Source organism: Steroidobacter gossypii, assembly GCF_016801985.1.
In the GTDB taxonomy this organism is placed as follows: Bacteria; Pseudomonadota; Gammaproteobacteria; order Steroidobacterales; family Steroidobacteraceae; genus Steroidobacter; species Steroidobacter gossypii.
In genome coordinates, this window is the sequence record NZ_JAEVLS010000001.1 from 121031 (window position 1) to 141631 (window position 20601).

Annotated in this window: 19 protein-coding genes and 1 tRNA gene; 13 read left to right on the forward strand and 7 right to left on the reverse strand. The window is 62.4% G+C overall.

Going from position 1 to position 20601, the window contains the following annotated elements; all coding sequences use genetic code 11:
• The first annotated feature begins 271 nt into the window (after positions 1-271).
• On the forward strand, positions 272-2428 hold the full coding sequence (gene fusA / locus JM946_RS00570) for an elongation factor G (protein WP_203165199.1): 2157 nt from the start codon (positions 272-274) through the stop codon (positions 2426-2428).
• A 66-nt stretch (positions 2429-2494) separates the two neighbouring features.
• On the opposite strand, the gene JM946_RS00575 is transcribed toward fusA, so the two are convergent.
• The 3 genes from JM946_RS00575 to JM946_RS00585 form a co-directional block, all read right to left on the reverse strand.
• Complete coding sequence (locus JM946_RS00575; RefSeq protein WP_203165200.1) at positions 2495-3526, reverse strand: serine hydrolase domain-containing protein; 1032 nt, start codon at positions 3524-3526, stop codon at positions 2495-2497.
• 240 nt (positions 3527-3766) lie between these two features.
• Positions 3767-5398 (reverse strand): ATP-binding cassette domain-containing protein, encoded by a 1632-nt coding sequence (locus JM946_RS00580; RefSeq protein ID WP_203165201.1) that lies wholly within the window; start codon positions 5396-5398, stop codon positions 3767-3769.
• Positions 5362-6222 (reverse strand): MBL fold metallo-hydrolase, encoded by an 861-nt coding sequence (locus JM946_RS00585; protein WP_218042532.1) that lies wholly within the window; start codon positions 6220-6222, stop codon positions 5362-5364. The genes JM946_RS00580 and JM946_RS00585 overlap by 37 nt, the downstream gene beginning before the upstream one ends.
• A gap of 203 nt (positions 6223-6425) precedes the next feature.
• Here JM946_RS00585 and JM946_RS00590 point away from each other — a divergent pair, with 203 nt between their 5' ends.
• The 6 genes from JM946_RS00590 to JM946_RS00615 all read left to right on the forward strand — a co-directional run bounded on the left by JM946_RS00590 (position 6426) and on the right by JM946_RS00615 (position 13402).
• Positions 6426-7514, forward strand: coding sequence for an HDOD domain-containing protein (locus tag JM946_RS00590; protein ID WP_203165203.1), 1089 nt, complete (start codon positions 6426-6428; stop codon positions 7512-7514).
• A gap of 73 nt (positions 7515-7587) precedes the next feature.
• Positions 7588-7743 carry a hypothetical protein gene (locus JM946_RS00595; protein ID WP_203165204.1) on the forward strand — a complete coding sequence of 52 codons (156 nt, stop codon included), beginning with the start codon at positions 7588-7590 and terminating at the stop codon, positions 7741-7743.
• A gap of 43 nt (positions 7744-7786) precedes the next feature.
• Complete coding sequence (locus tag JM946_RS00600) at positions 7787-8140, forward strand: DUF1840 domain-containing protein (RefSeq protein WP_203165205.1); 354 nt, start codon at positions 7787-7789, stop codon at positions 8138-8140.
• A 99-nt stretch (positions 8141-8239) separates the two neighbouring features.
• On the forward strand, positions 8240-8962 hold the full coding sequence (locus JM946_RS00605) for a YebC/PmpR family DNA-binding transcriptional regulator (protein ID WP_203165206.1): 723 nt from the start codon (positions 8240-8242) through the stop codon (positions 8960-8962).
• 46 nt (positions 8963-9008) lie between these two features.
• Entirely contained in the window at positions 9009-12167 is a 3159-nt protein-coding gene (locus JM946_RS00610) for a DEAD/DEAH box helicase (protein ID WP_203165207.1), read from the forward strand.
• Positions 12164-13402 carry a hypothetical protein gene (locus JM946_RS00615; protein WP_203165208.1) on the forward strand — a complete coding sequence of 413 codons (1239 nt, stop codon included), beginning with the start codon at positions 12164-12166 and terminating at the stop codon, positions 13400-13402. The genes JM946_RS00610 and JM946_RS00615 overlap by 4 nt, the downstream gene beginning before the upstream one ends.
• Positions 13403-13417: 15 nt before the next feature.
• On the opposite strand, the gene JM946_RS00620 is transcribed toward JM946_RS00615, so the two are convergent.
• Complete coding sequence (locus JM946_RS00620) at positions 13418-15235, reverse strand: serine/threonine-protein kinase (RefSeq protein ID WP_203165209.1); 1818 nt, start codon at positions 15233-15235, stop codon at positions 13418-13420.
• A 167-nt stretch (positions 15236-15402) separates the two neighbouring features.
• Here JM946_RS00620 and JM946_RS00625 point away from each other — a divergent pair, with 167 nt between their 5' ends.
• The 6 genes from JM946_RS00625 (at position 15403) to JM946_RS00650 (ending at position 18231) form a co-directional block, all read left to right on the forward strand.
• Entirely contained in the window at positions 15403-15912 is a 510-nt protein-coding gene (locus JM946_RS00625) for a hypothetical protein (protein WP_218042533.1), read from the forward strand.
• 47 nt (positions 15913-15959) lie between these two features.
• A tRNA-Arg gene (locus JM946_RS00630) sits at positions 15960-16036 on the forward strand.
• Positions 16037-16058: 22 nt separating this feature from the next.
• A complete protein-coding gene (locus JM946_RS00635) occupies positions 16059-16406 on the forward strand; it encodes a zinc ribbon domain-containing protein YjdM (RefSeq protein ID WP_203165211.1) in 348 nt (115 codons plus the stop codon).
• Between the two features lie 105 nt (positions 16407-16511).
• A complete protein-coding gene (locus tag JM946_RS00640; RefSeq protein WP_407700497.1) occupies positions 16512-16838 on the forward strand; it encodes a YnfA family protein in 327 nt (108 codons plus the stop codon).
• 138 nt (positions 16839-16976) lie between these two features.
• On the forward strand, positions 16977-17588 hold the full coding sequence (locus tag JM946_RS00645; RefSeq protein ID WP_203165212.1) for a TonB family protein: 612 nt from the start codon (positions 16977-16979) through the stop codon (positions 17586-17588).
• Positions 17589-17751: 163 nt separating this feature from the next.
• A complete protein-coding gene (locus JM946_RS00650) occupies positions 17752-18231 on the forward strand; it encodes a group III truncated hemoglobin (protein ID WP_203165213.1) in 480 nt (159 codons plus the stop codon).
• Here JM946_RS00650 and JM946_RS00655 read toward each other — a convergent pair.
• From JM946_RS00655 to JM946_RS00665, 3 genes are all read right to left on the reverse strand, one after another.
• Positions 18228-19337, reverse strand: coding sequence for an alpha/beta hydrolase (locus JM946_RS00655; protein WP_203165214.1), 1110 nt, complete (start codon positions 19335-19337; stop codon positions 18228-18230). The two genes, JM946_RS00650 and JM946_RS00655, sit on opposite strands and share 4 nt — an antisense overlap.
• Before the next feature lie 272 nt (positions 19338-19609).
• Entirely contained in the window at positions 19610-19954 is a 345-nt protein-coding gene (locus JM946_RS00660) for a DUF2934 domain-containing protein (RefSeq protein ID WP_203165215.1), read from the reverse strand.
• Positions 19955-20010: 56 nt separating this feature from the next.
• Positions 20011-20568 carry a 3'-5' exonuclease family protein gene (locus tag JM946_RS00665; RefSeq protein ID WP_203165216.1) on the reverse strand — a complete coding sequence of 186 codons (558 nt, stop codon included), beginning with the start codon at positions 20566-20568 and terminating at the stop codon, positions 20011-20013.
• Positions 20569-20601: the final 33 nt, after the last annotated feature.

Genomic DNA, 20601 nt, shown 5'->3' on the forward strand with positions numbered 1-20601 from the left:
CGACAGAAAAACGCCTACTGACAGCCACTTGGGCCGGCCGACGTACGGCCAGCCCCCAGTCAGGGCTCCGGAAATTCCCGGCAACCTCGGAAAATTTTCTTTCGTTTACAACGACTTCGGCGGAAATTTCGGGTAGAATGCGCGCCCTTCGCCCGGGCGCCCCGGTTGGGATCGGCCTGGGTAACAGCATTGGCGCGGTTTTCCGCTAGAATCCGCGCCCGCCCAAATGACCCACAAACTCAACGCGCCGAAACCGTAACGGAACTTTGACATGCCCCGTACCACTGCCCTTGCCGATATTCGCAACATCGGCATCATCGCCCACGTCGACGCCGGCAAGACGACGACCACCGAACGCATCCTGTATTACACCGGTCGCAAGCACACCATTGTCGACGTTCACGACACCAAGGATTTGAAGTCCTCGACCACCACGGACTACATGGAGCAGGAGCAGAAGCGCGGCATCACGATTCAGTCGGCCGCGGTGTCGACCTTCTGGCGCAAGAAGAAGATCAACGTCATCGACACTCCGGGCCACGTCGACTTCACCATCGAAGTGAATCGTTCGTTGCGCGTGCTGGACGGCGCGGTCGTCGTGTTCGACGGCGTCGCCGGCGTGGAGCCGCAGTCCGAAACCAACTGGCGTCTCGCCGACAACTACGGCGTGCCGCGTATTTGCTACGTCAACAAGATGGACCGCAGCGGCGCCAACTTCCTGCGCTGCGTGGACATGATCAAGAAGCGCCTCGGCGCCCGTCCGCTGCCCGTCCAGCTGCCGATCGGCTCGGAAGACAACTTCAAGGGCATGGTCGACCTGGTGGAGATGAAGGCGCTGGTGTGGGAGTCCGACGAGCGCGACGCCGTGCCGGTCGCCCACGAAATCACGCCGGACCTGGCCGACAAGCTGGGCATCAGCGTGCCGAGCGATCGCAAGATCCTGGCAGACATCGAGAAGTTCCGCTCCGAGCTGGTGGACACCTGCCTCGAGATGGACGATGCCGCGATGGAAGCCTATCTGAACGACGGCACCGTGCCGTCGGCCGAGACGCTGCGCAAGGCGCTGCGTAAGGGCACCATCACGTCCGCGTTCAATCCGGTGCTGTGCGGCTCTTCTTATAAGAACAAGGGCGTGACCCAGATGCTGGACGCCGTGGTCGACTACCTGCCCGCCCCGACCGACGTCGAAGCCATCAAGACCGTGGACCAGGACGGCAACCCGAACGGCGAGCGCAAGAGCTCGGACGACGAGCCGTTCGCGGGACTGGCGTTCAAGGTGATCAACGACGCGTACGGCGCGCTCACCTTCGTGCGCGTGTATTCGGGCGTGCTCACCAAGGGCATGTCGGTGATGAACTCGACTCGCGGCAAGCGCGAGAAGATCGGCCGCATGGTGGAGATGTTCGCCAAGGAAGCGAACCCGATCGAAGAAGCCCGCGCCGGTGACATCATCGCGCTGGTGTCGCTCGCCGAAACCGAAACCGGCGACACGCTGTGCGATTCCAGCGCGCCGGTGATCCTGGAGCGCATGCGCTTCCCGGATCCCGTCATCAGCGTGTCGGTGCGGCCCAAGAACAAGGCCGACCAGGAGAAGTTCGGCGCCGCCCTCGGCAAGATGGTCCGCGCCGATCCTTCGCTGTATCTCGAAACCGATCGCGAAACGGGCCAGACCATTCTGCGCGGCATGGGCGAGTTGCACCTGGAAGTGACGCTCGACCGTATCCGCACGGAGTTCAACGTCGAAGGCGTCATGGGTCAGCCGCAGGTGGCGTACCGTGAGACCTTCACGAAGCCGATCTCCGAGCAGTACGTCCACAAGAAACAGACCGGCGGTTCCGGTCAGTTCGCCGAAGTGTGGATCACCTTCGAGCCGCTGGAGCGCGGCGCGGGCTTCCAGTTCGTCGACGAGACGGTTGGCGGCTCGGTGCCGAAGGAATACGTGCCGTCGGTGGAAAAAGGTCTGCGCATGCAGATGGAAGACGGCGTGCTCGCCCACTTCCCCACCGTGGACTTCAAGGCGCGCCTCACGGACGGCAGCTACCACGACGTCGACTCGAACGCGCTGACGTTCGAAATCGCCGCCAAGGCCTGCTTCCGCGAAGCCATCCGCAAGGCCGGCCCGATCCTGCTGGAGCCGGTGATGAAGGTCGAGACCGTGACCCCGGCCGACTACCTGGGCGACGTGATCGGCGACATCAACCGCCGTCGCGGCATGATTCAGGAGCAGCTGGAGCGCGGCACCAACATCGCCGTGGTGTCCACCGTGCCGCTGTCGGAAATGTTCGGCTACATCGGCCATCTGCGTGGCATGACCTCCGGTCGCGCCTCGTACACGATGGAGTTCTCGCACTATGACCCAGTGCCGAAGAACGTCGCCGACGTGGTGATCGAGGAAGCGAACAAAGCGCGCTCGGCGCCGAAGGCGTAACTTTCTCGTAACTCGCACGAACAAGGGCGGTGTCGCAAGACACCGCCCTTTTTGTTTGTTCGCTGTTTAGCGGGCCGGGTGCATCGCCGGCAGCAGCCGATCGCGCAGCCAGAACATCGGCTCGAGCATATCGGCCCGATTGAAGCGAGTGCCGGTGGTGACCATCACGGCCTTGAGCTCCGGCATGATCATCAGCACCGAGCCGCCATTGCCTTGCGCCCACCAGAGTCGAGTTTGCGGCAGCTTCGCGTCCTTGGTGTGATCCAGCCACCACAGATAGCCATAGCGCTGGCTCATGTTGGGAATCGTGGTGTGCTCTTGAGTCATCGCATCGATCCAGGCTTCCGACACGATGCGGTTACCTTTATATGTGCCGCGCGTGAGCATCAGGTCGCCGATCTTCAGCAGATCGTCGGGCTCCAGCCGCAAATGGCCGCCCGTGTCGACGCCACGCTTGTTGTCCCAGTACTGCCACTCGGCGCGCCGCGCTTCGATCGGGATGAACAGATATTTGAGTGCGAACGCGTCGGCGGATATGTGAACCGCCGAGGCCAGGATCTCACCCAACGCCACCACGTTGCCGGTGCAGTAGGAGAACTCCTTGCCTGGCTCGGCGCGCATGCGCTGTTCGCTCCAGAAAGCGACCCAGTCGCGCTGACGATACATTCGATCCTCGTGGCCCGCTGACTTCGGATCCCAGTCGTTGCAATCGAGCCCGCTGCGCATGGTAAGCAGATCTTCCAGCGTCATCGCCGCTTTGCGGGGATCCTGCTCGAAGGCTGTGCGATGGTTCGGCAGCAACTCCATCACCTTCGCTTGCACCGACGGAATGGCTCCCTTATCGATGGCGATACCGATCAGCAGCGCGGTAATGGATTTGGTCGCGGAGCGCAGGTCCGGCGGGCGCCTGGACAGCGTGGATGCTACGGAACGACCGACGACACGGCCGTCGACCTGCATGATGAACGACTCGAAGCCGGGATGAATGCCGCTGTCGACTTCATCGGCGATTTGTCTGGCGGGCGGCAACGTTGCATCGGCCTGCGAAACGCCGACGCACAGGAAAAGAAACAACGACGCCCCTATCGATCTCAGCATCGGCAGCCTCTGAAGTCCATTGCGGCAAGCGATGCTAGTCGATGTCGAAGAGCCGTAGCTGCCGCTTGTATCGATTCGCAACGCATGCCTCCTCGCAGCGACGCGCCAACTGGAGCCGCTCGCGAGTCGCTCCACCTTGCCGGGGCTGGCTACCAGCTGAAATCGATTGCGCCTGCTCCGCATTGGCGAGGCCGCTACCATTCGAAGTCGATTGCGACCTGCCTCATCTTGGCGAGGCCGCTACCAGCTGAAATCGATCGCGACCTGCTCCGCCTTGCCGCCGCGGCCGATGCGTAGCACATGTTTGACGGCCGGCACGATGTCTTCCGGATCGTGCACGGCCATCACGATCTGCGTTCCTTGCTCGGCCAGCTGCTCGATGAAGCCGAGCACGGTAGCTCGCACATCGCCGTCGAGGCCAGTGCACGGCTCGTCGAGCAACAGCAACTCCGGGTTGTTCATCATGGCGCGCGCAAAGAGCGCCATCCGCATTTGGCCGTACGAAACTTGCCGTGGCCCGCGAGCACGGAGGTGTTCGATATTGAAGAATTCGAGCCAGCGGTCGGCGACCTTGCGATCCGCGTCGGTTGGCGCGTCGTTCAGGCCGACGCTGGCGTAGCGGCCCGAAATCACGATCTCCTCGATCGACGTGGCTAGGTAATGATCCGCCTGCAGTTCGGGCGACACCCAACCGACGCGATGTTTCCAAGCTTCGATGTGCGTGCCCTTGGGAACACCGTCGCGCTCGATGCTTCCGCCCAGCGCAGGATGCAGATCGCCGTAGATGAGATTCAACAGCGAGCTCTTGCCCGAGCCGTTCGCGCCGAGAATGGCCCAGTTCTCCCCACGCGCGAGCGTCCAATCGAGGCCACGAATGACGGGCCGGTAGTCGCGATAGATGTCGGCGTTGCGAATCACGACCAGAGGTTTCAACTTAGCCCCGGCCGGAGTGTCGCCTTGATGCTGCGCGTTGGCGGCTCCCCTCGGCCGCGCCACTAGTTTCTCGCGCGCCTGCCCGGAAATACCGCGAAGCCGATTCGCCGCCTTGGCGGCTTCCCTCAGCCGTGTCGCTAAACCTGGTTTCTCGCGGCCAGGCTCGGAAACATCCCGCGGTTGGCTCACCGCCTTGCCGAGATGTCTCGGCGGCGAGGGTTGTTCGGTGTGCGCGATGGCGTGCTCATGGCCGATCGGCCCAGCCGACACGATGCGACCGTGTTCGAGGTGCGCGACGTGCGTGACGTTCTTCGGCAGCTCCTTGGGTCGATGTGACGTCAAGATCCAATCGTGCCCACCACGCGGTTGCTCGAGCGCTTTGCGAAGCTTTTCCTTGGCGCGCACGTCGAGGCCGTTGAACACTTCATCCAGCAACAACACCGGCGCGTTGCCAGCAAACAAACGCGCCACCAAGGTGAGCCGCCGCTGCCCATAAGACAGTGTCAGGATGCGCCGCTGCCTCAACCCCCACAGGCCGAATCTCTTCAGCACGCGCGTGACCCGCTCGCGTTGCGCCTGGGTAGGCTTGGTGAGCGGAATGTCCTCATCGAACAATCCCGTCGTGACGACTTGCGTGACGGTGAGATTCCAGCCGTAGCGAACATACTTGTCCTGCCGATCCGGCCCCACATACGCGATTTGTTCCTTCGCAAGCGAAGACGTGCGGCGCTGCCGACCGGTGGGCGTCGGCCACATGTCGCCGCGAAGCATCTTCAACAGCATGGTTTTGCCGGAGCCATTGGCTCCGATCAGCGCCCAGCGCTCGCCTCGCCGCAAGGTGAAGCTGACTTCGTCGAGCGCCTGGTGCGCATCGAAGATCAGCGAACAATGGGCAAGCTCGATCAGCGGGGCGGATGCGACGGATGTTTTAGCGACCACAGGGCGTTGCTGTCGGACGAGTCGCGCAGGACCCGACCGTCTTGTTCCAGTTTGAGCAGATGGGCCAGCAGCGAGCCTTGCGCCACTGGATGCAAACGAGGATCGACATCGTCATAGACGCTGACGACCAGGGTAGCCACGCTCGAGGAGCCGAGGCGGCTCAGCCGCTCGACCACCTTGGCTTCGCGCTGCAGCCGATGCGCGACGATGCGCACGATCTCGGCTTGCGCATCTTCGATCACAAGTCCATGGCCGGGTGCGATGCGAGTCGCGGGCTCCTTCTGCAGCCGCTCGAGCGAACGCAGGTAATCGCCCATGCTGCCGTCCGGTGGGCCGATCACCACGGTGGAGCCTTGCATCAAGTGGTCGCCGGTGAACAGCAGGCCGGCGCCTTCGAGCAGATAACAAAGATGATTCGAAGCGTGACCCGGTGTGTGCAAAGCACGCAGCGCGTACTCACCGACTGTGACGCGATCGCCATCGTTCAAAACATTGCTGGGCGCGAACCCGGCGTCCTGGCGGCCATGCACCGGGGCGGGCTTGCCCATCACCTTCGCACCGGTGGCCCGAGCGAGCGTGCCCGCGGCAGGCGAATGGTCGGGATGCGTGTGAGTCGCAAGCACCGCTTCGATGTGTCGGCCGGTCTCCTGCAGGATGCGCTCGATATGGACCTCATCCTCGGGGCCCGGATCGATGACCAGGTACGGGCCATCGCCGACCAGGTACGTGTTGGTGCCCGGCCCGGTCATGAACCCTGGATTGCGCGCCACCAGGCGACGCACGCCGGGCGCAATGTGATCCAGTTGACCTGAGGACAGAGACATGGGGTGCAAGATTAACACCACCGTCGCCGGCGATGCTGCCCGGCGGCCGCCCGCGAGCGCGGCGAGCTGCTGAAAAATGCGGTGCATGACCGTCGCCCGGCGCAGCACTTGGGTATCATCGGTGCACCCAAAGAGCTTCCATGAATTCGCAGCGACAGATCTTTAGCTGGCGTTAGCTGGGCTTGAGAGGAGCGACGGCGAGCGTGACCCTGACAATCGTTCTCATTGCGGCCGCGGTCGGCCTGGCGCTTTTCATGCTGGGAGTGCATTACTCGGCGGCGTCATCGAAACAAGCTTCCCGAGATAGCGCCCCTCCTCGCGCAGCGCCCGCCCTTGCGGCCCCGCCGGTCCTGGAAGGCTCGCCGTTCGAAACGGAAGCGACCGCCAGCGCGCTCGCCGAGTACTACAAGCTCGCGTTCAACGTATCCGCCTTCGATTACGACATCTCCGGCGAGCACGCCGCGATTCTGTCCAGGGTCAACGACAACGCCGCCGCGGCAGTCCATCAGCGTGAATATTTCCCGCGTCGGCCCATGCTGCTGCCGAAGCTCCTGCAGGTGCTCAACGACGACGACAGCACTCGCAAGGAACTGGTGCGACTGTTACTGGAAGATCCGGCACTGGCCGGCAGCGCGTTGCAGAGAGCCAACAGCGCGGCCTATCGATATTCGCCCGAGCCGGTGGATACGCTGGATCGTGCAGTTGTGATTCTCGGCAACGACGGCCTGCGCAGCCTGCTGGCCACCGCCATCCTGCAGCCGGTGTTCCGGCAGCCCAAAGGTTATTTCGACAACTTCGCCACGATCACTTGGGAACATGCGAGATGCACGGGCGCGGCGGCCGAAGCGTGCGCTCGCGCGCTTGGCAAAGCCGATCCATTCATCGCACAGGTGATCGGCCTGCTCGGACCGCTGGCGCGCATCGTGCTGTTTCGACTGACCATGGAAACATATCGCGAACATCGCGACCTGCAGCCACGCGCCGAAGTATTCATTCGCGCCATGCAACTGCATGCGCCGAACGTGGCCGGCTTCATCGCCTCGACCTGGGAGTTGTCCGATCCCTCGATCCGCGCCCTGCAGGAACAGACGGACAAGATCGCGCCCGCCACCATGAGCCCGCTCGGTCAGACCATTTATTTCGGCGAGCTTTGCGGCGCGCTGGCGCTGCTGGCCAAGCGCGGCAGTTATTCCGAGGATGGCGCCAAGGCCCTGCTGATGGAACAAGGCCTGGGCCGCGACACGTCCGGCAAGATCTGGCAGGCCGCGATGGCCGCCGCCGAGCAGGAATAACCCGGGGACCGGCCCGGAACCGGCTCGCAACGACAGCCGTTCACTGCATATCTGTAGTGAACGAGACCCCGCCATGCCTCCGAACCGACCGGAGCGCCCGCCGCCGGGCCTGCATCGACTGCTGAATTACGGGCGCGAGCGGGGTAAAGTGGGTTGGATCCTGCTATGGCTGCTGGGAGTCCCGATCCCGGTGCTGTTTGTACTGTTCCTGATCCGCGGCTGCACCTGAAGCCCGGATCGACTACCGAGACACCCTCGCCGAGACAAAGGACATGCTGGTCACCTTCCGCTCGACTGCCACCGAATCCATCACCATGTTCGAGGACGTGGCGGTTCAGTTGCTCAAACTCATGGGCGCCACTGGCCGCATCCCCGGTGCGCTCGGGCCGGACGACGTGGTGCTGGCGCTGCGCCAGCTGGAGCACGCCACCGAGCAGATCAAGGCCGGCACGCACGTGACCCCGGCGCGCCCGGCCGACAACGAAGACTCCAAGAACGAGGACGAAGACGACGAGGATCGGGAGCCGCCGGTGGATCTGGCGACCCGGGCCGTGCCGTTGTTGAGCATCCTCAAGCGGGCCGCCGCCGCCAAGGCCGAGGTCATGTGGGAAGCCAAAGGCAAATAGCCGCCCCGCCCTCACCCCGCTGATCTATCGGTCCCCGTCCCCTGACCTCGGCCTCCGACCGGGGTGCTAAACTGTGCGATCAGTTCATGGGAGCCATTCATGGGCCGCATTTTCGAAGTCAGAAAGCATGCGATGTTCGCGCGCTGGAACCGCATGGCGAAGCAATTCGCGCGCATCGGCAAAGACATCACCATCGCCGTGAAGGCCGGCGGCCCCGACCCGAACACAAACCCTACTCTGCGCCGCGTGATCCAGAACTCACGCGCCGTGAACATGCCCAAGGACAAGGTCGAAGCGGCCATCAAACGCGCCTCGGGCAAGGACGCGACCAACTTCACCGAAGTGCTGTACGAAGGTTACGCGCCGCACGGCGTCGCCGTGCTGGTCGAAACCGCCACCGACAATCCGACCCGCACGGTCGCCAACGTGCGCAGCATCTTCACCAAGCACAACGGCAATCTAGGCACCGCCAACAGCGTCAGCTTCCAGTTCAAGAAAATGGGCGTGTTCCGCCTCAACCCGGACGGCATCGACCAGGACGATCTGGAGCTGTACCTGATCGACCACGGCCTGGAGGAGATGGGCGAGAGCACCGGCGAAAAAGGCGAGCCGCAGATCGTGGCGCGTTGTAACTTCCCGGAGTTCGGCCAGATGCAAAAGGCGCTGGAAGATCGCGGCATCGCGCCGCTGTCGGCCGAGCACGAATACATCTGTCTGACACCGACCGAGCTGCCGGAAGAACAGGCCACGGAGGTGCTGGAAATGATCGACAAGCTCGAGCAGGACGATGACGTCCAAAAGGTCTACCACACACTTCTATGACTCGGGATCGGGCATTGCGCCACGACCCTGAGTTTGGAGTGAGCCCGTGTCCCTGAGCCGGCTGCAGGTCGCATTTGGCGATGACCTGTTCCTGGCCGCGCAGCAACTGGCACGCGGCGGTGCTGTCAGCGACCTGCGCATTCTGCAATCCGGGCTGGTCGTTACCGGGCAGGTGGCGGAAGGCGCGGCGGGACAGCGACATCGCGTTTACATCCGGCACGCGGCGCCCAAAGATTCACAAATTGCCGAGGCTGAGTGCAGCTGTGGCAAGGAGAGCCCGTGTCTGCATGTCGCGGCAGTCGCCATCGCTGCAGCGACCAATGCGCCGAGCGTCGCAACGCCTCAGCGGCCTGCGTCAGCATTGCAACGTGCGACCTCTGCTTCGACCGGGCCGCAGCTTCAGCAACGTCTCTATTACCTGCTGCAATCCACTTCAGCGGGCGAGCTGCAGTTATCGACTTGGGTAGGCCAGGCGCCGCCGGGCTCCACTCGACTGTCACGCGGCAGCTCCAGTCCGTTCGTACCGCGAAGTAACGGCGGCAATGATTTTCCTCGATATGTCGATACGCAGGATCGTCACATCCTGCAGGCATTGCTCGCACAAAGAACCGATGGTCCCTGGATTCTGCGCGATGACACTGGCGTGGCGGCGCTGAACGACGTCATCGCGACCGGCCGTGCCCGCTGGCAAACATTGGACAGTGCATCGCTGAAAACCGGCAAGCCGCGGCAGACGCGCTTGTCATGGCAGCAGTTGGAAAACGGCGATCAGTATCTGCAATGTGAAGTGCTCGTCGGGGACCAGCGCGACGACGCGGTGGTCACGTTCTTCGATCTCGATGTCGCAACCTATGTCGACCCTGCCAGCAAGGAAGTCGGCGGTCTGACGCTGCCCTGCTCGCTCGAAATATTCCGTCGCTTCTGGAACGGGCCGCCGGTCACTCCGGAGCACGCAGTGGAAGTGAACGCCGAGATCGAGAGCACCTGCCCCGCATTGCCGAAGCTGCGCACGCTCACGCCCCAGCCGCACAAGCGGCGCAGCCTGACCGCGCAGCTCTATCTCGCCGAAGATCCGATCGCCACGTTGTACTTCGTTTACAACGGGCTGCCGGTGTACAGCCGCTCGCTACGTGACGACATGACTCACGTTCGAATCGCGAAAGACACCAAGCTGTATGAAATCCCGCGCGATCGCAATGGCGAGCGTCGGATTCAGGAACGTTTCAACGCCGCCATCGCCGGTCATTCGCAGGGCCGGGACTTCTGGCTGGCTTTCATGCTGGACGGTGTACAGAAGCTGCGCGACGAAGGCTGGGACGTCGTCATCGATGACGCCTTTCCCTACCGCCTCGCTGACGCGGGCGACTGGTATGTCGACGCCGATACCGGGCGCGATCGCGAATGGTTCGATCTGAAACTTGGCCTGGTCGTGGATGGCGTGCAGATCAATCTGCTGCCCGCGCTGGTCGATTATCTGCAAGGCGCGCTCGGCAACGGCGAGGCCGGCGTGCATCGGATCGGCGATCGATTGTTCGTGCAGCTGCCCGACGGCCGCTATCTGCCCGTGCCGATCGAACGCATCCGGCGCATCGCCGATACGCTGGTCGAGCTGTTCGATCACGATGCGCTCGATAAGCAGCAACGACTGTCGTTGCCCGCATCTCAAGCCAGCCGCCTGGCGCAACTCACATCGGAGCCCGATGCGCCGGTGTTGCGCTCGGCGAATCCCGCGTTGCTCGAATCGGTCGCCGAGTTGCGCAACTTCTCGGCGATCGAGCCGCTGCAGCCGCCGGCGCGGTTCAATGCGACGTTGCGTACGTATCAGCAGGAAGGCTTGGGCTGGCTGCAATTCCTGAGACGCTGTCATTTGGGCGGCATCCTCGCCGACGACATGGGCTTGGGCAAAACCGTGCAGACCCTCGCCCATCTTGCCCTGGAAAAGGAACAAGGCCGGCTGACCAAGCCGTCGCTGATCGTGGCGCCGGTGAGCGTCATCGGCAATTGGCAGCGCGAGATCCAGCAGTTCGCGCCCCATTTGAAGCAACTGACGCTGCATGGCTCGCGGCGCAAGGAGCTGTTCGGCTCGATTCGCGATGTCGACATCGTCATCACTTCCTATCCGCTGCTGCAGCTGGATAGCGAAGTGCTGACGGCGCACGAGTTTTACGTGGTGGTGATGGACGAAGCGCAGGTCATCAAGAATCCCCGCGCCAAAGTGTCTCAGGCCGCGCGGGCGTTGCGCGCCGATCATCGTCTTTGTCTCACTGGCACGCCGATGGAAAACCATCTGGGCGAGCTGTGGTCGCTCATCGACTTTTTGCAGCCCGGCCTGCTGGGCGAGGAACGCGATTTCCAACGCCAGTACCGCAACGCCATCGAGAAGAACGACGACCGCGACCGCGCTCAATCGCTCAGCCGGCGCATAGCGCCGTTCATCCTGCGACGGACCAAGGACGCGGTCGCGCCGGAGCTGCCGGAAAAGACCCAGATCATCGAGACCATCGCGCTCGACGAAAAACAACGGGACTTCTACGACGGAGTTCGCCTCGCCTCGCATCGACGCGTTCGCGAGACCATCGAGGAACGTGGGTTGGCGCGCAGTCAGATCACCGTGCTCGACGCGCTGCTCAAACTCCGTCAGGCCTGCTGCGATCCACGCCTGGTCGCGTCGGGGGAGGAGAACGGCGAAGGCATTCCGTCGGCCAAAATGGATTGGCTCAGCAATGCGCTGCCGGAGATGATCGAGGAAGGCCGTCGCATCCTGCTGTTCTCGCAGTTCACTTCGATGCTGAGCTTGATCGAGGATCACGTTCAGCAGCTGGGCATCGATTATTTGTTGCTCACTGGCGAAACGCGCGACCGCACGCCGCTGATCGAGAGATTTCAGAGCGGCGCGGTGCCATTGTTCCTGATCAGCCTGAAGGCCGGCGGCACAGGATTGAATCTCACCGCAGCCGACACGGTCATTCATTACGACCCGTGGTGGAACCCGGCGGTCGAAGCACAAGCCACGGATCGCGCGCATCGCATCGGCCAGCACAAACCCGTGTTCGTGTACAAGCTGATCGCGCAAGGCACCGTCGAGGAACGCATCGTGCGTCTGCAAGAACAGAAACATGCCCTCGCCAGCCAGCTCTATACCGAAAAGAACGCCGCGCCCATGCAACTGAACGCGGCCGACCTGGATATGTTGTTCGCTCCATGATGAAGATTGATGCCGCGATACAAAAGCAGGTGGACGACCAGCTGCTGGAACAAGGCGCGTTCACGGTATTGGAACTGCTCCTGGCCACCGGCCGCCTCGCCTATAGCGACTACGAAAGCTGGCGGCGCCAGGAGATCGAGTTTCTCGACGGCGTGCTCATGGGCAGCCCGGAGAAGATTCGCGCGCAGATCGAACAATCTGTCAATTACGCGCGCAGCATCGGGCTGGTCGAGCAGCCGCAGGAGTTCACTGCGTGGCATTCGGATGCGCCAGCGAGCAACAAGCCTTTGCGCATCAGCGCGCAAGCCGATCTGCATCGGCTCATCGCTGGGCGGTTCATTCCTGCTCAGCAGGCGCCGCAGATGGATTTGTTCTTCGACAACCCGGTCGCTGCGCTGACGAATGGCATCGCGCGAGCACTGGCCGAAGCCAATGTCGCTGACGCTCAGCGGCAGGTCGACAGGCTGTATGAGATTGCACCCACGCACTCCGATCTGGCCGGTTACGACCGATTGATCGCGACGTTGTCACGATTGGATCAGCCTATCGAGGATCCGCGAGAGGCTCTGAAGTTCCTGCTCGACACCGCGCCCACGGCCAAGCGTTTGCTCGGCTCGCAGTACCGTGAGCTGCTGACGCCGCTATGGCGCCAACTCGCCGACGCATTGGCTGATCAGCCGTTCTCCGCCGACGAGCCGCAACTACATCGCAGCTTCGCGCTCAGCCAGGCGCAGGACTGGGCAGGCGTCAGCGCCTGCGTTCTGGAAGATCGCCAATGGTGGCGGCAACCTGCCCTTTGCTTGCTGCTCGCGCAGAGCGGTGCGTTTCAACATCGTCGTGTTGAATCTCTCACCGGCTGGTTCGCGCTTTGCTGGCACGCACCCGCGACTGCAGCGGAAGCATTGAGCAAACCTCAACAACCCGATGCCGGCGTCGGCAAGGCGTGGCAGGAGTTTCTGGCGGCAGAAGACGACCTGGCAGACGATTCGGACGACCGCGGACTGGCACCGCAGGATTTTCCTGCCTGGATGCTGCTGCACGAACCCGGGCTCGCCCGCCAGATGAGCATCGATCTCGCGCGCACAGAAACACCGGGCGAAGAACATTATCGTTGCGTGCACCGCTGGCTCGAAGCGCGCCGCACGCAGAAGAAGGAAGACGAACTGGCCCAACGGAAGATATTGCAAGCGGGCCATCCGCTGTTGTTTCGTTACCTCAAAAGCGTCGTCGGCTAACCTCGCCCGCCGCCGTCATTCACACGAGGCGCGGCACTCCCGCAACTCGTCCAGGCACATCTGATCGGACTCGCGTGCGTTGTCGTCGCAGTCCTGCCGGCGCGAGGCAACCGAGCCGCCGAGCACCTCGACGCAGGTTTTATATCGGGTGGTCATGCGCGCCAGACATGCGTCGCGATTCAGTGAGTAATCACAACGCGATTGCCCGAAGAATGCGCAGCTCGTCGCGGCCGGATTCGTTGTGGTGATTCGCGCGGAGTTGCCGCCGAACGCCACCGCTCTCATGCATTCCTGTTTGCCGCGGCGACTCAGGCTGCGGCACTCGCCGTCGTCTCGCTCGCACTGCGCGATACATTGCTGGCGGCGGGCGTCGATGCCGCCACCGGCAGAAGATGACGGCGCCGATTCGATTGTCGTCGCTCGCGCTACTCGTTGGATCGGTGGCGACGGCGTCTCGCTGACGACATCGGCTGCGGATTGCTCCACCGCGTGCGTCGGTCGCTCGGGCTCTTGTTCAGGCAGCGCGGCGGCCAGGGCAGATGTTTCTCCCGGCGGAGGCGGCTCTACGGGCGCGGAGCCGTCCGGCCCACCACCGCGATTTGATGCCTCTGTTCCGCCAGCCGCTGCAGCAGCTGACGCGGCCGCTGGTTCGGCCTTCGGAGCTTGGGCAACTGCAGTCGGCTGGGGCGCGCGCCCTTGATTGTTCAGAATAACAAACGCGCCCGCAGCCGCCGCCGCGAGGCCTGCGCCGATCAACACCAGGCTTCCGTACCGAAACTTCTTCGGTGGCGGCGCTTCGATCTCCGCCAGCATGTCGTTGAGCGACTGGAAACGATCCTCGGGCAGCACCGCCATCGCACGCATCAGTGCGTTCGCATAACGCTTCGGCAGATCGCGCCGGATCGTGTCGATCGGCCGCACAGCCCCCATCGGCAACGTACCCGCGAACAGTTCATAGAGCACCACGCCCATCGCGTACTGATCGGCGCGCCAATCAATTTCCTTCGAACCGATGCGCTGCTCTGGGGACATGTAGTAGGCCGTGCCCAGCACCATGCCCGTCTGCGTGAGCTGCGAATCGCTGAAGGCGCGCGCGATACCGAAGTCCATCAGCTTGAGCGTGCCGTCCTCGGCCAGCCAGATATTTTCTGGCTTGATGTCGCGATGAACGATGTATCGATGTGCGTAACGAAGCGCTTCGGTGAGCTGGCGCGCGATGTCGGTGACTTCGGCGATGCTGAACTCGCGATTGCTCTGCCGATACTGATCCATGCGTTGTCGCAGCGTGTGACCGTGCAGACGTTCCATGGACAAGTAATACAACCCGCCGCTCACGCCCACGTCGTGCACGCGCACGATGTTCGGATGTGACAAGCTGCAGGAGCCTCGGGCTTCGGCGAGGAAACGATCCTTGGCCGCGCCGCTGAACTGCAGATCCTGCCGCAGCACCTTCATGGCGATGTCTTGATTCTTCAGCCGGTCATGCGCGGCATACACGTTGCCCATGCCGCCCTGACCGAGCAGTTCGCCGATCTCGAAACGATCCGCGATGACCACGCCCGGCTCCATGCGGACAAACGTATCGCCCGCCGGCATCGACGCCAGCGCCGTGCCGGATCGGAGCTGTGTGTAGCGACCCGAACCCGTGATCAACTCGTAAGCTTCGCTCAACTCGGCGAGCTTGGCGCTTTGCTCGTTGCGTTCCGCATCCGTCTGCGCTGACGCGAGCTGGTCCTGCACGACCACCAGCCGCTCGCCGTACACGCGCGCTACCGTAGCGTGGTCCTCGTCGCCGTTCAGGCCGAGGCTTGCAAGCGCCCCTTCTTTGTTCATGGCCGGATTGTAAGCCCGGCGCTCGGCTTTTGGGGCCGACTTAAGGGAGGGTCGCGGCCGCGCCGTTCATTCCCGCGAGCAGGGATGTTGGCCGATGCGGTACATTCGTGGTTTCTGCCCCTTGTTCGATGAGCTTTACCGTGCGTTCTAGATCCCTACTGCTCCCGTTGGTCGTCTCCACCCTGCTCGCCGGCCCGGCCACTGCAGCCGAACTTCGCCTGCTCGAATTCGGCGCGCCCTGCGACCAGATCGTCAAACAGGAGTCCGCCAGCGGCGCGGAGGCCTACGAAGGCAAACTGCCCTCCGGCTATCAATTCGCGTTCCGCATCCGGGAACTGGATCGTGAAGCGCTGGCCGTTTATGCCTGCGACGGCGGCAAGCTGTACCGCACCGGCTATATCTTCGACGCCAGGGACGAGGCCGATGCGGCGGCCCTGTACGCCACCATCAAAAAACGCGTCAGCCGCGAGCGCGGTAAACCCTCCTACGATTTCGCCTCCGCCGCCCATCGCAAAAAAATGACCGACGCCGGCGCCACGCTGTCGCCCGTCGACACCATGGTCGCCTTCTGGGACGGCAAATCCTCCGAAGCCCACGCCTCGGTCTCCGAACCCTCCAAGGACCGCGGCTGGCGCGTCACCCTCAGCTACACGGCGAACACCCACGTCAAAGAGTGATTGGTGACGGCGCGGGAGCCTGCAGGTAGAATCCCCGTTCCTCCCGCGCGGCCGTAGCTCAGTTGGATAGAGTACCTGGCTTCGAACCAGGTGGTCGGGGGTTCGAATCCCTCCGGCCGCGCCATTCCCACATTCCTGCGCATACAATGTCCGACCTCCCCGCCTGTCCGAGCTGCGGCTCGAACCTCACCTATGAAGATTCGGGGCTGTACATCTGCCCGGAATGTGCGCACGAGTGGTCCAGCACACCCACTGCGGCGCCGGAAGCGGAGGAAGGCAAGCGTGTGGTGCGCGATGCCGTCGGCAACGAACTGCGCGACGGCGACGCCGTCACGGTCATCAAGGACCTGAAAGTGAAAGGCTCGTCGCTGGTCGTAAAGATGGGCACCAAGGTGAAAAACATCCGGCTCGTCGAGGGCGATCACGACATCGACTGCAAGATCGACGGCATCGGCGCGATGCAGTTGAAATCGGAGTTTGTGAGAAAGGCGTAGCGAGGGGACGCTCGCGGGCGGAACTTGGAGTGCTCGCGGCGCAGCCCATTCGCGGGTAGCAGCAACTAGCTGTGCTTTGCCGAGTGTCGGGGGATGGCTTTGGAAATCGTCAAAGCGCTGGGTTTGTTCGTTGTCACGGCGCTCGCTGAGATCATCGGCTGCTACTTGCCCTATCTCTGGCTGAAGAAGAATGCCAGCGTGTGGCTACTTATTCCCGCCGCCGTGAGCCTCGCACTTTTTGTTTGGCTGCTCTCGTTACATCCAACTGCTTCGGGACGGGTTTATGCCGCTTACGGCGGCGTCTACGTCGCAACCGCGTTGCTTTGGTTGTGGAAAGTGGACCGCGTACCCCTCGGGACCACTGACGTCATCGGCGCGAGCGTCGCTCTCTGCGGGATGGCGATCATCGTGTGGGGCGGTTGGCGGGGGTAATCCATCCGCAGATGGCTCGCCGCAGCACATTCTCGCGCGAGGCATCCGGATGTGCTTTACTCCAACCAGGAACGAAGCTATCTGTGGCGGTGAATAACAATGAGACCGAGCCACCTCTTTGCAATACTAGCGCTGCTCGTGACCGCGACTGTCAGCACCGCGGAAACAAACGCGCCGAAGCTGGTCAGGCTGCACGTGGAAGCTCCGGAATATCCGGCCAATGCGCGCCGCTTCAATCTATCCGGGACCGTGATCGCGAAGATGCGAGTCGAGATGGACGGCCATGTCTCGAAGACGGAGATCATTCAGTCGCCTGCGGACATTCTGTCTGACGCCGTTGTGCAAACGACCGCGAAGTGGAGATACCAGCCGATCGCGGAGCCCACCGAGGCGGTGGTTCAGATTCCATTCCAATTGAGCGAAACGGACGAGGGCTACGCATTCAGCACCGCTTCGCGAAGCCTGGCCGCGCCCGTGCCCTCGTCTGCTGCCGAGCTCGGCGTAAACTTGACGGAAGGTTGGAGTCACATTCGCCTGCTGATCGACGGCTCGGGCGCCATTCAAGGAACCTTACTCCTGAAATCATCCGGGGACGATTTCGACGCCAGCTGCAAGGCCATCCTCTCGGCTTTGAAGTTCACTCCTGCTCCGCCAGGCCTCCATGGCTACAAAACCACAACGGTGAACCTGTTCTTTATCCGCGTGCTTGAAGATGGTGAGATTCGCGTCACCCAATTGCCGGGGACATGATCCCCATCGGCTGATTCCGAGTGATTCGTTGAATCGCAGCGGGTGCCCCGATACTTGATCTGGATCAACGCGCGCCCATATCCGAAATCTATGCTCCGATCATGCTGGAGACCGGCGCTCCAGGGGCCGCTGTCCTCACTTGTTACTGACACCTTTCAGACACATGCCCGACACTACCTCCACTGATGAAGAACGTCGCGCCTCGATCGTCCAGCAGATGCGCGAGCAGACTGGCATCGACGAAGGAATGATCGAGCAGCTGGTTCGGGGCTTCTATGCGCGCATCCGCGAGGATGACCTGCTCGGGCCCATCTTCAACGCACGCATTCGCGACTGGGAACCACACCTGCAACGCATGTTCGCCTTCTGGTCCTCCGTCGTCTTATCGAGCAGCGTCTATCACGGCCAACCGATGCGCATGCATCTGCCATTGCCCGTGGACGCCCGGCACTTCGATCGGTGGCTGGATCTCTTCGAGCAGACCGCACGAGATCTGTTCAACGATCGGATCGCCGAACACTTCCTGGAGCGCGCGCGTCGTATCGCGACGAGTTTCGAGCTCGGCATCGCCAGCAGCCACGGCGTGCTGCTCGGAAAGGACGAGAGGTTCATCCGCCCGCAGCAGCCCAATAGGAACGATTAGAACGACTCTGCACCTCCGCCCGCTTCTCGCAAGAAATTCAAGAGGATGCGATTCACCTCGCCGGGCTGTTCTTCCGGAACCGAGTGGCCTGCCTGCTTCACCAGGTGCACTCCGAGCAGGCGGGTGCATGCCTGGTGCATGGTTTCAAACGCGCCTGGCGTTTGGTAGACCGCCCATTCCCGGTCGCCACCGATGTAACAAGCAGGAACATCGATAGTGCGCCCCGCGAAGACCCTGAGCTCGGCGCCCAAGCTGGGATGTTCGGCCACCCGGTAGTAATTGAGACCTCCCTGAAAACCGGTTCGCTCGAACTCGGCGCTATACACGTCCATGTCATCTTCCGTCAGCCACTGGCAGCGGGCGATCTGTTCCGCCGAAGGCATCTGTGCCGCCATCGTCTGCGCGATTCCCTGCTCGAGGTTCATGATGTAGTACGTCGGCAACTGCGCCAATTCCGCGGCTGCCCACGATTTCAGAGCAAAGGGTTTGTTGCCATTCCAATCGGCGCTCTTGAAGTGATACATCGCTCGCAACAGATCACGTACGCCTTGCCGGGCATGCCACATGTCCTCATTCGCGCCCCGAGTGGCGCTGTAGGCTGAATAGTGTTTTCGCGGATGTGGTAGTGCCGCGAGCTCACGATGAATATCGTTCCGGGGAGCCTTGGGAGCGTTCGCGGTGCCAAGCGCCACGATCGGCACGCGAAAGAAGGGCGTACTCATGGACACGACCGATTGGAAGACGTCAGGGCGCACACGCGCACACCATTGCGCCGTTGGCGCTCCCCAGTCGTGCCCAATCACAGCCGCGACCTTCTCATACCCCAGCGCACCAGCGAGTCCGAGCACGTCGCTCACTCGGTTGAGCATGGAATACGGTAGAAGATCATCACTATACGTGACGGGTGTCGTTACACTTTGGCCGTAGCCGCGCAGATCGGGCGCTACGACATGAAGGCCAGCTCGCGCGAGCGGCAGTAACTGATTTCTCCAGGTGTACGCCAGCTCAGGAAACCCGTGCAGGAGCATGACGCACGGCTTCCCGGGAACTCCTGATTCGAGAATGTGCAGGGCGATGCCATTGACCTCGACGTGGCGCGAGCGCACCCCAATAGGTAACGTGCGCCGACCGTAAAGAACGTCCGGGTTTTCAGCCGGCCGCCCGAACGCGGTCCTATAAGCCAGTAACGCGCCCGCGCCTTGCAATACGTGACGACGACTGAATGATCTTTGTCCTGCGCTCATAGCCTTCCCGCGAACCGCGTCGAATCCGCGAGCTCGGCGATTGCCAAGGTCAGTGGCCCGAAGCGCTATCGTTTATTGGCGCAACTGTAAGGCTTGCAGCTGACATTCACCACATCGCTGGCGGCTATGTTCGCTCAACGATCCTCATTGGATGAGGTTTTCACCGTGTCGAAGGGATTGTCGGGCGGAGTATTGCGAGCGGGGCCGGCCTCGATTTCTCGCTCGGCCTGCAGCCAATCGTCCAGTTCATGGCCCGCGCGAAAGTCGCGCTGCGCGGCGAGCTCGTAGGCGCGTTTCGCGATTCGATCGTGCTGTTCCGGTGACATGCGGGCGTTGTCTGGCGTGAGGCCAGGGCCGGAGGCTGAGGCATCCGACTTGCTCTCGGGTGCATCCCGAAGCTGCGGATCTTCGTACAAACCTTCGCCACCGAAGTGCGTCGGATTTTTCGGACGTTCGGGCGGGACGGGAGTCGGCTTCATGACAAGGATCTCGCAAGCACAATGACGTATGAGTAATGCTGCTCGCGAGCAATAGTTCATCGTTGCGACCGGCTTTCTCGCAGCATATTGCAGAACAGGGCACCCTGCTCGACCGCGTCGTCCAGAGCCACGTGACTGTGCGGCAGATCGTCGAACCATCGCTTCGGCATGTTGCGCTTGGTGCTGTGTCGGAAGTCACTTTTGAGCACGGCCATGGCGAAAGACTTGATGTCCAGCGCCGAGTGGCTGAAGGGGCTCTCCCCGACAAACCTGATCAGGTACCAATAGACGAACAGGAAATCGAAGCCCGCCGGGTAGGCAACGAACACAGGCTTACCTTCGATCGACTTGATCCAACTCACATACCGCGCCATCGCCTGCTCGGGCGGTTCAAGATCCTTCCGACACGCGGCCCATGCCTCGGGCTGGCTCGCCCACCACTGCGCCGTCTTCGGGTGCGCCCGCGCATCCGGCAATGTTTCCAGGTTCGCAGAGAATGTCGACAGCAGCACCTTGTCGGCCGTGTATGCAGCTGAGCCGATGCTGAGCATCGAGTGCGGACCGGGAATCGGGCCGTCGGTTTCGACGTCGGTGCTGATGTAGATCTCGCGCATGTGAAAACATCACCGGCAAATATCAGGACACAG

What these genes read in the sequence shown, in the direction of transcription:
- JM946_RS00660 (WP_203165215.1), bottom strand. Translation starts at nt 19,954, where the DNA reads ATGAAGCCGACTCCCGTCCCGCCCGAACGTCCGAAAAATCCGACGCAC.
- JM946_RS00620 (WP_203165209.1), bottom strand. Translation starts at nt 15,235, where the DNA reads ATGAACAAAGAAGGGGCGCTTGCAAGCCTCGGCCTGAACGGCGACGAG.
- JM946_RS00600 (WP_203165205.1), top strand. Translation starts at nt 7,787, where the DNA reads ATGCTGGTCACCTTCCGCTCGACTGCCACCGAATCCATCACCATGTTC.
- JM946_RS00585 (WP_218042532.1), bottom strand. Translation starts at nt 6,222, where the DNA reads ATGTCTCTGTCCTCAGGTCAACTGGATCACATTGCGCCCGGCGTGCGT.
- JM946_RS00575 (WP_203165200.1), bottom strand. Translation starts at nt 3,526, where the DNA reads ATGCTGAGATCGATAGGGGCGTCGTTGTTTCTTTTCCTGTGCGTCGGC.
- JM946_RS00595 (WP_203165204.1), top strand. Translation starts at nt 7,588, where the DNA reads ATGCCTCCGAACCGACCGGAGCGCCCGCCGCCGGGCCTGCATCGACTG.
- JM946_RS00665 (WP_203165216.1), bottom strand. Translation starts at nt 20,568, where the DNA reads ATGCGCGAGATCTACATCAGCACCGACGTCGAAACCGACGGCCCGATT.
- JM946_RS00635 (WP_203165211.1), top strand. Translation starts at nt 16,059, where the DNA reads ATGTCCGACCTCCCCGCCTGTCCGAGCTGCGGCTCGAACCTCACCTAT.
- fusA (WP_203165199.1), top strand. Translation starts at nt 272, where the DNA reads ATGCCCCGTACCACTGCCCTTGCCGATATTCGCAACATCGGCATCATC.
- JM946_RS00650 (WP_203165213.1), top strand. Translation starts at nt 17,752, where the DNA reads ATGCCCGACACTACCTCCACTGATGAAGAACGTCGCGCCTCGATCGTC.
- JM946_RS00605 (WP_203165206.1), top strand. Translation starts at nt 8,240, where the DNA reads ATGGGCCGCATTTTCGAAGTCAGAAAGCATGCGATGTTCGCGCGCTGG.
- JM946_RS00615 (WP_203165208.1), top strand. Translation starts at nt 12,164, where the DNA reads ATGATGAAGATTGATGCCGCGATACAAAAGCAGGTGGACGACCAGCTG.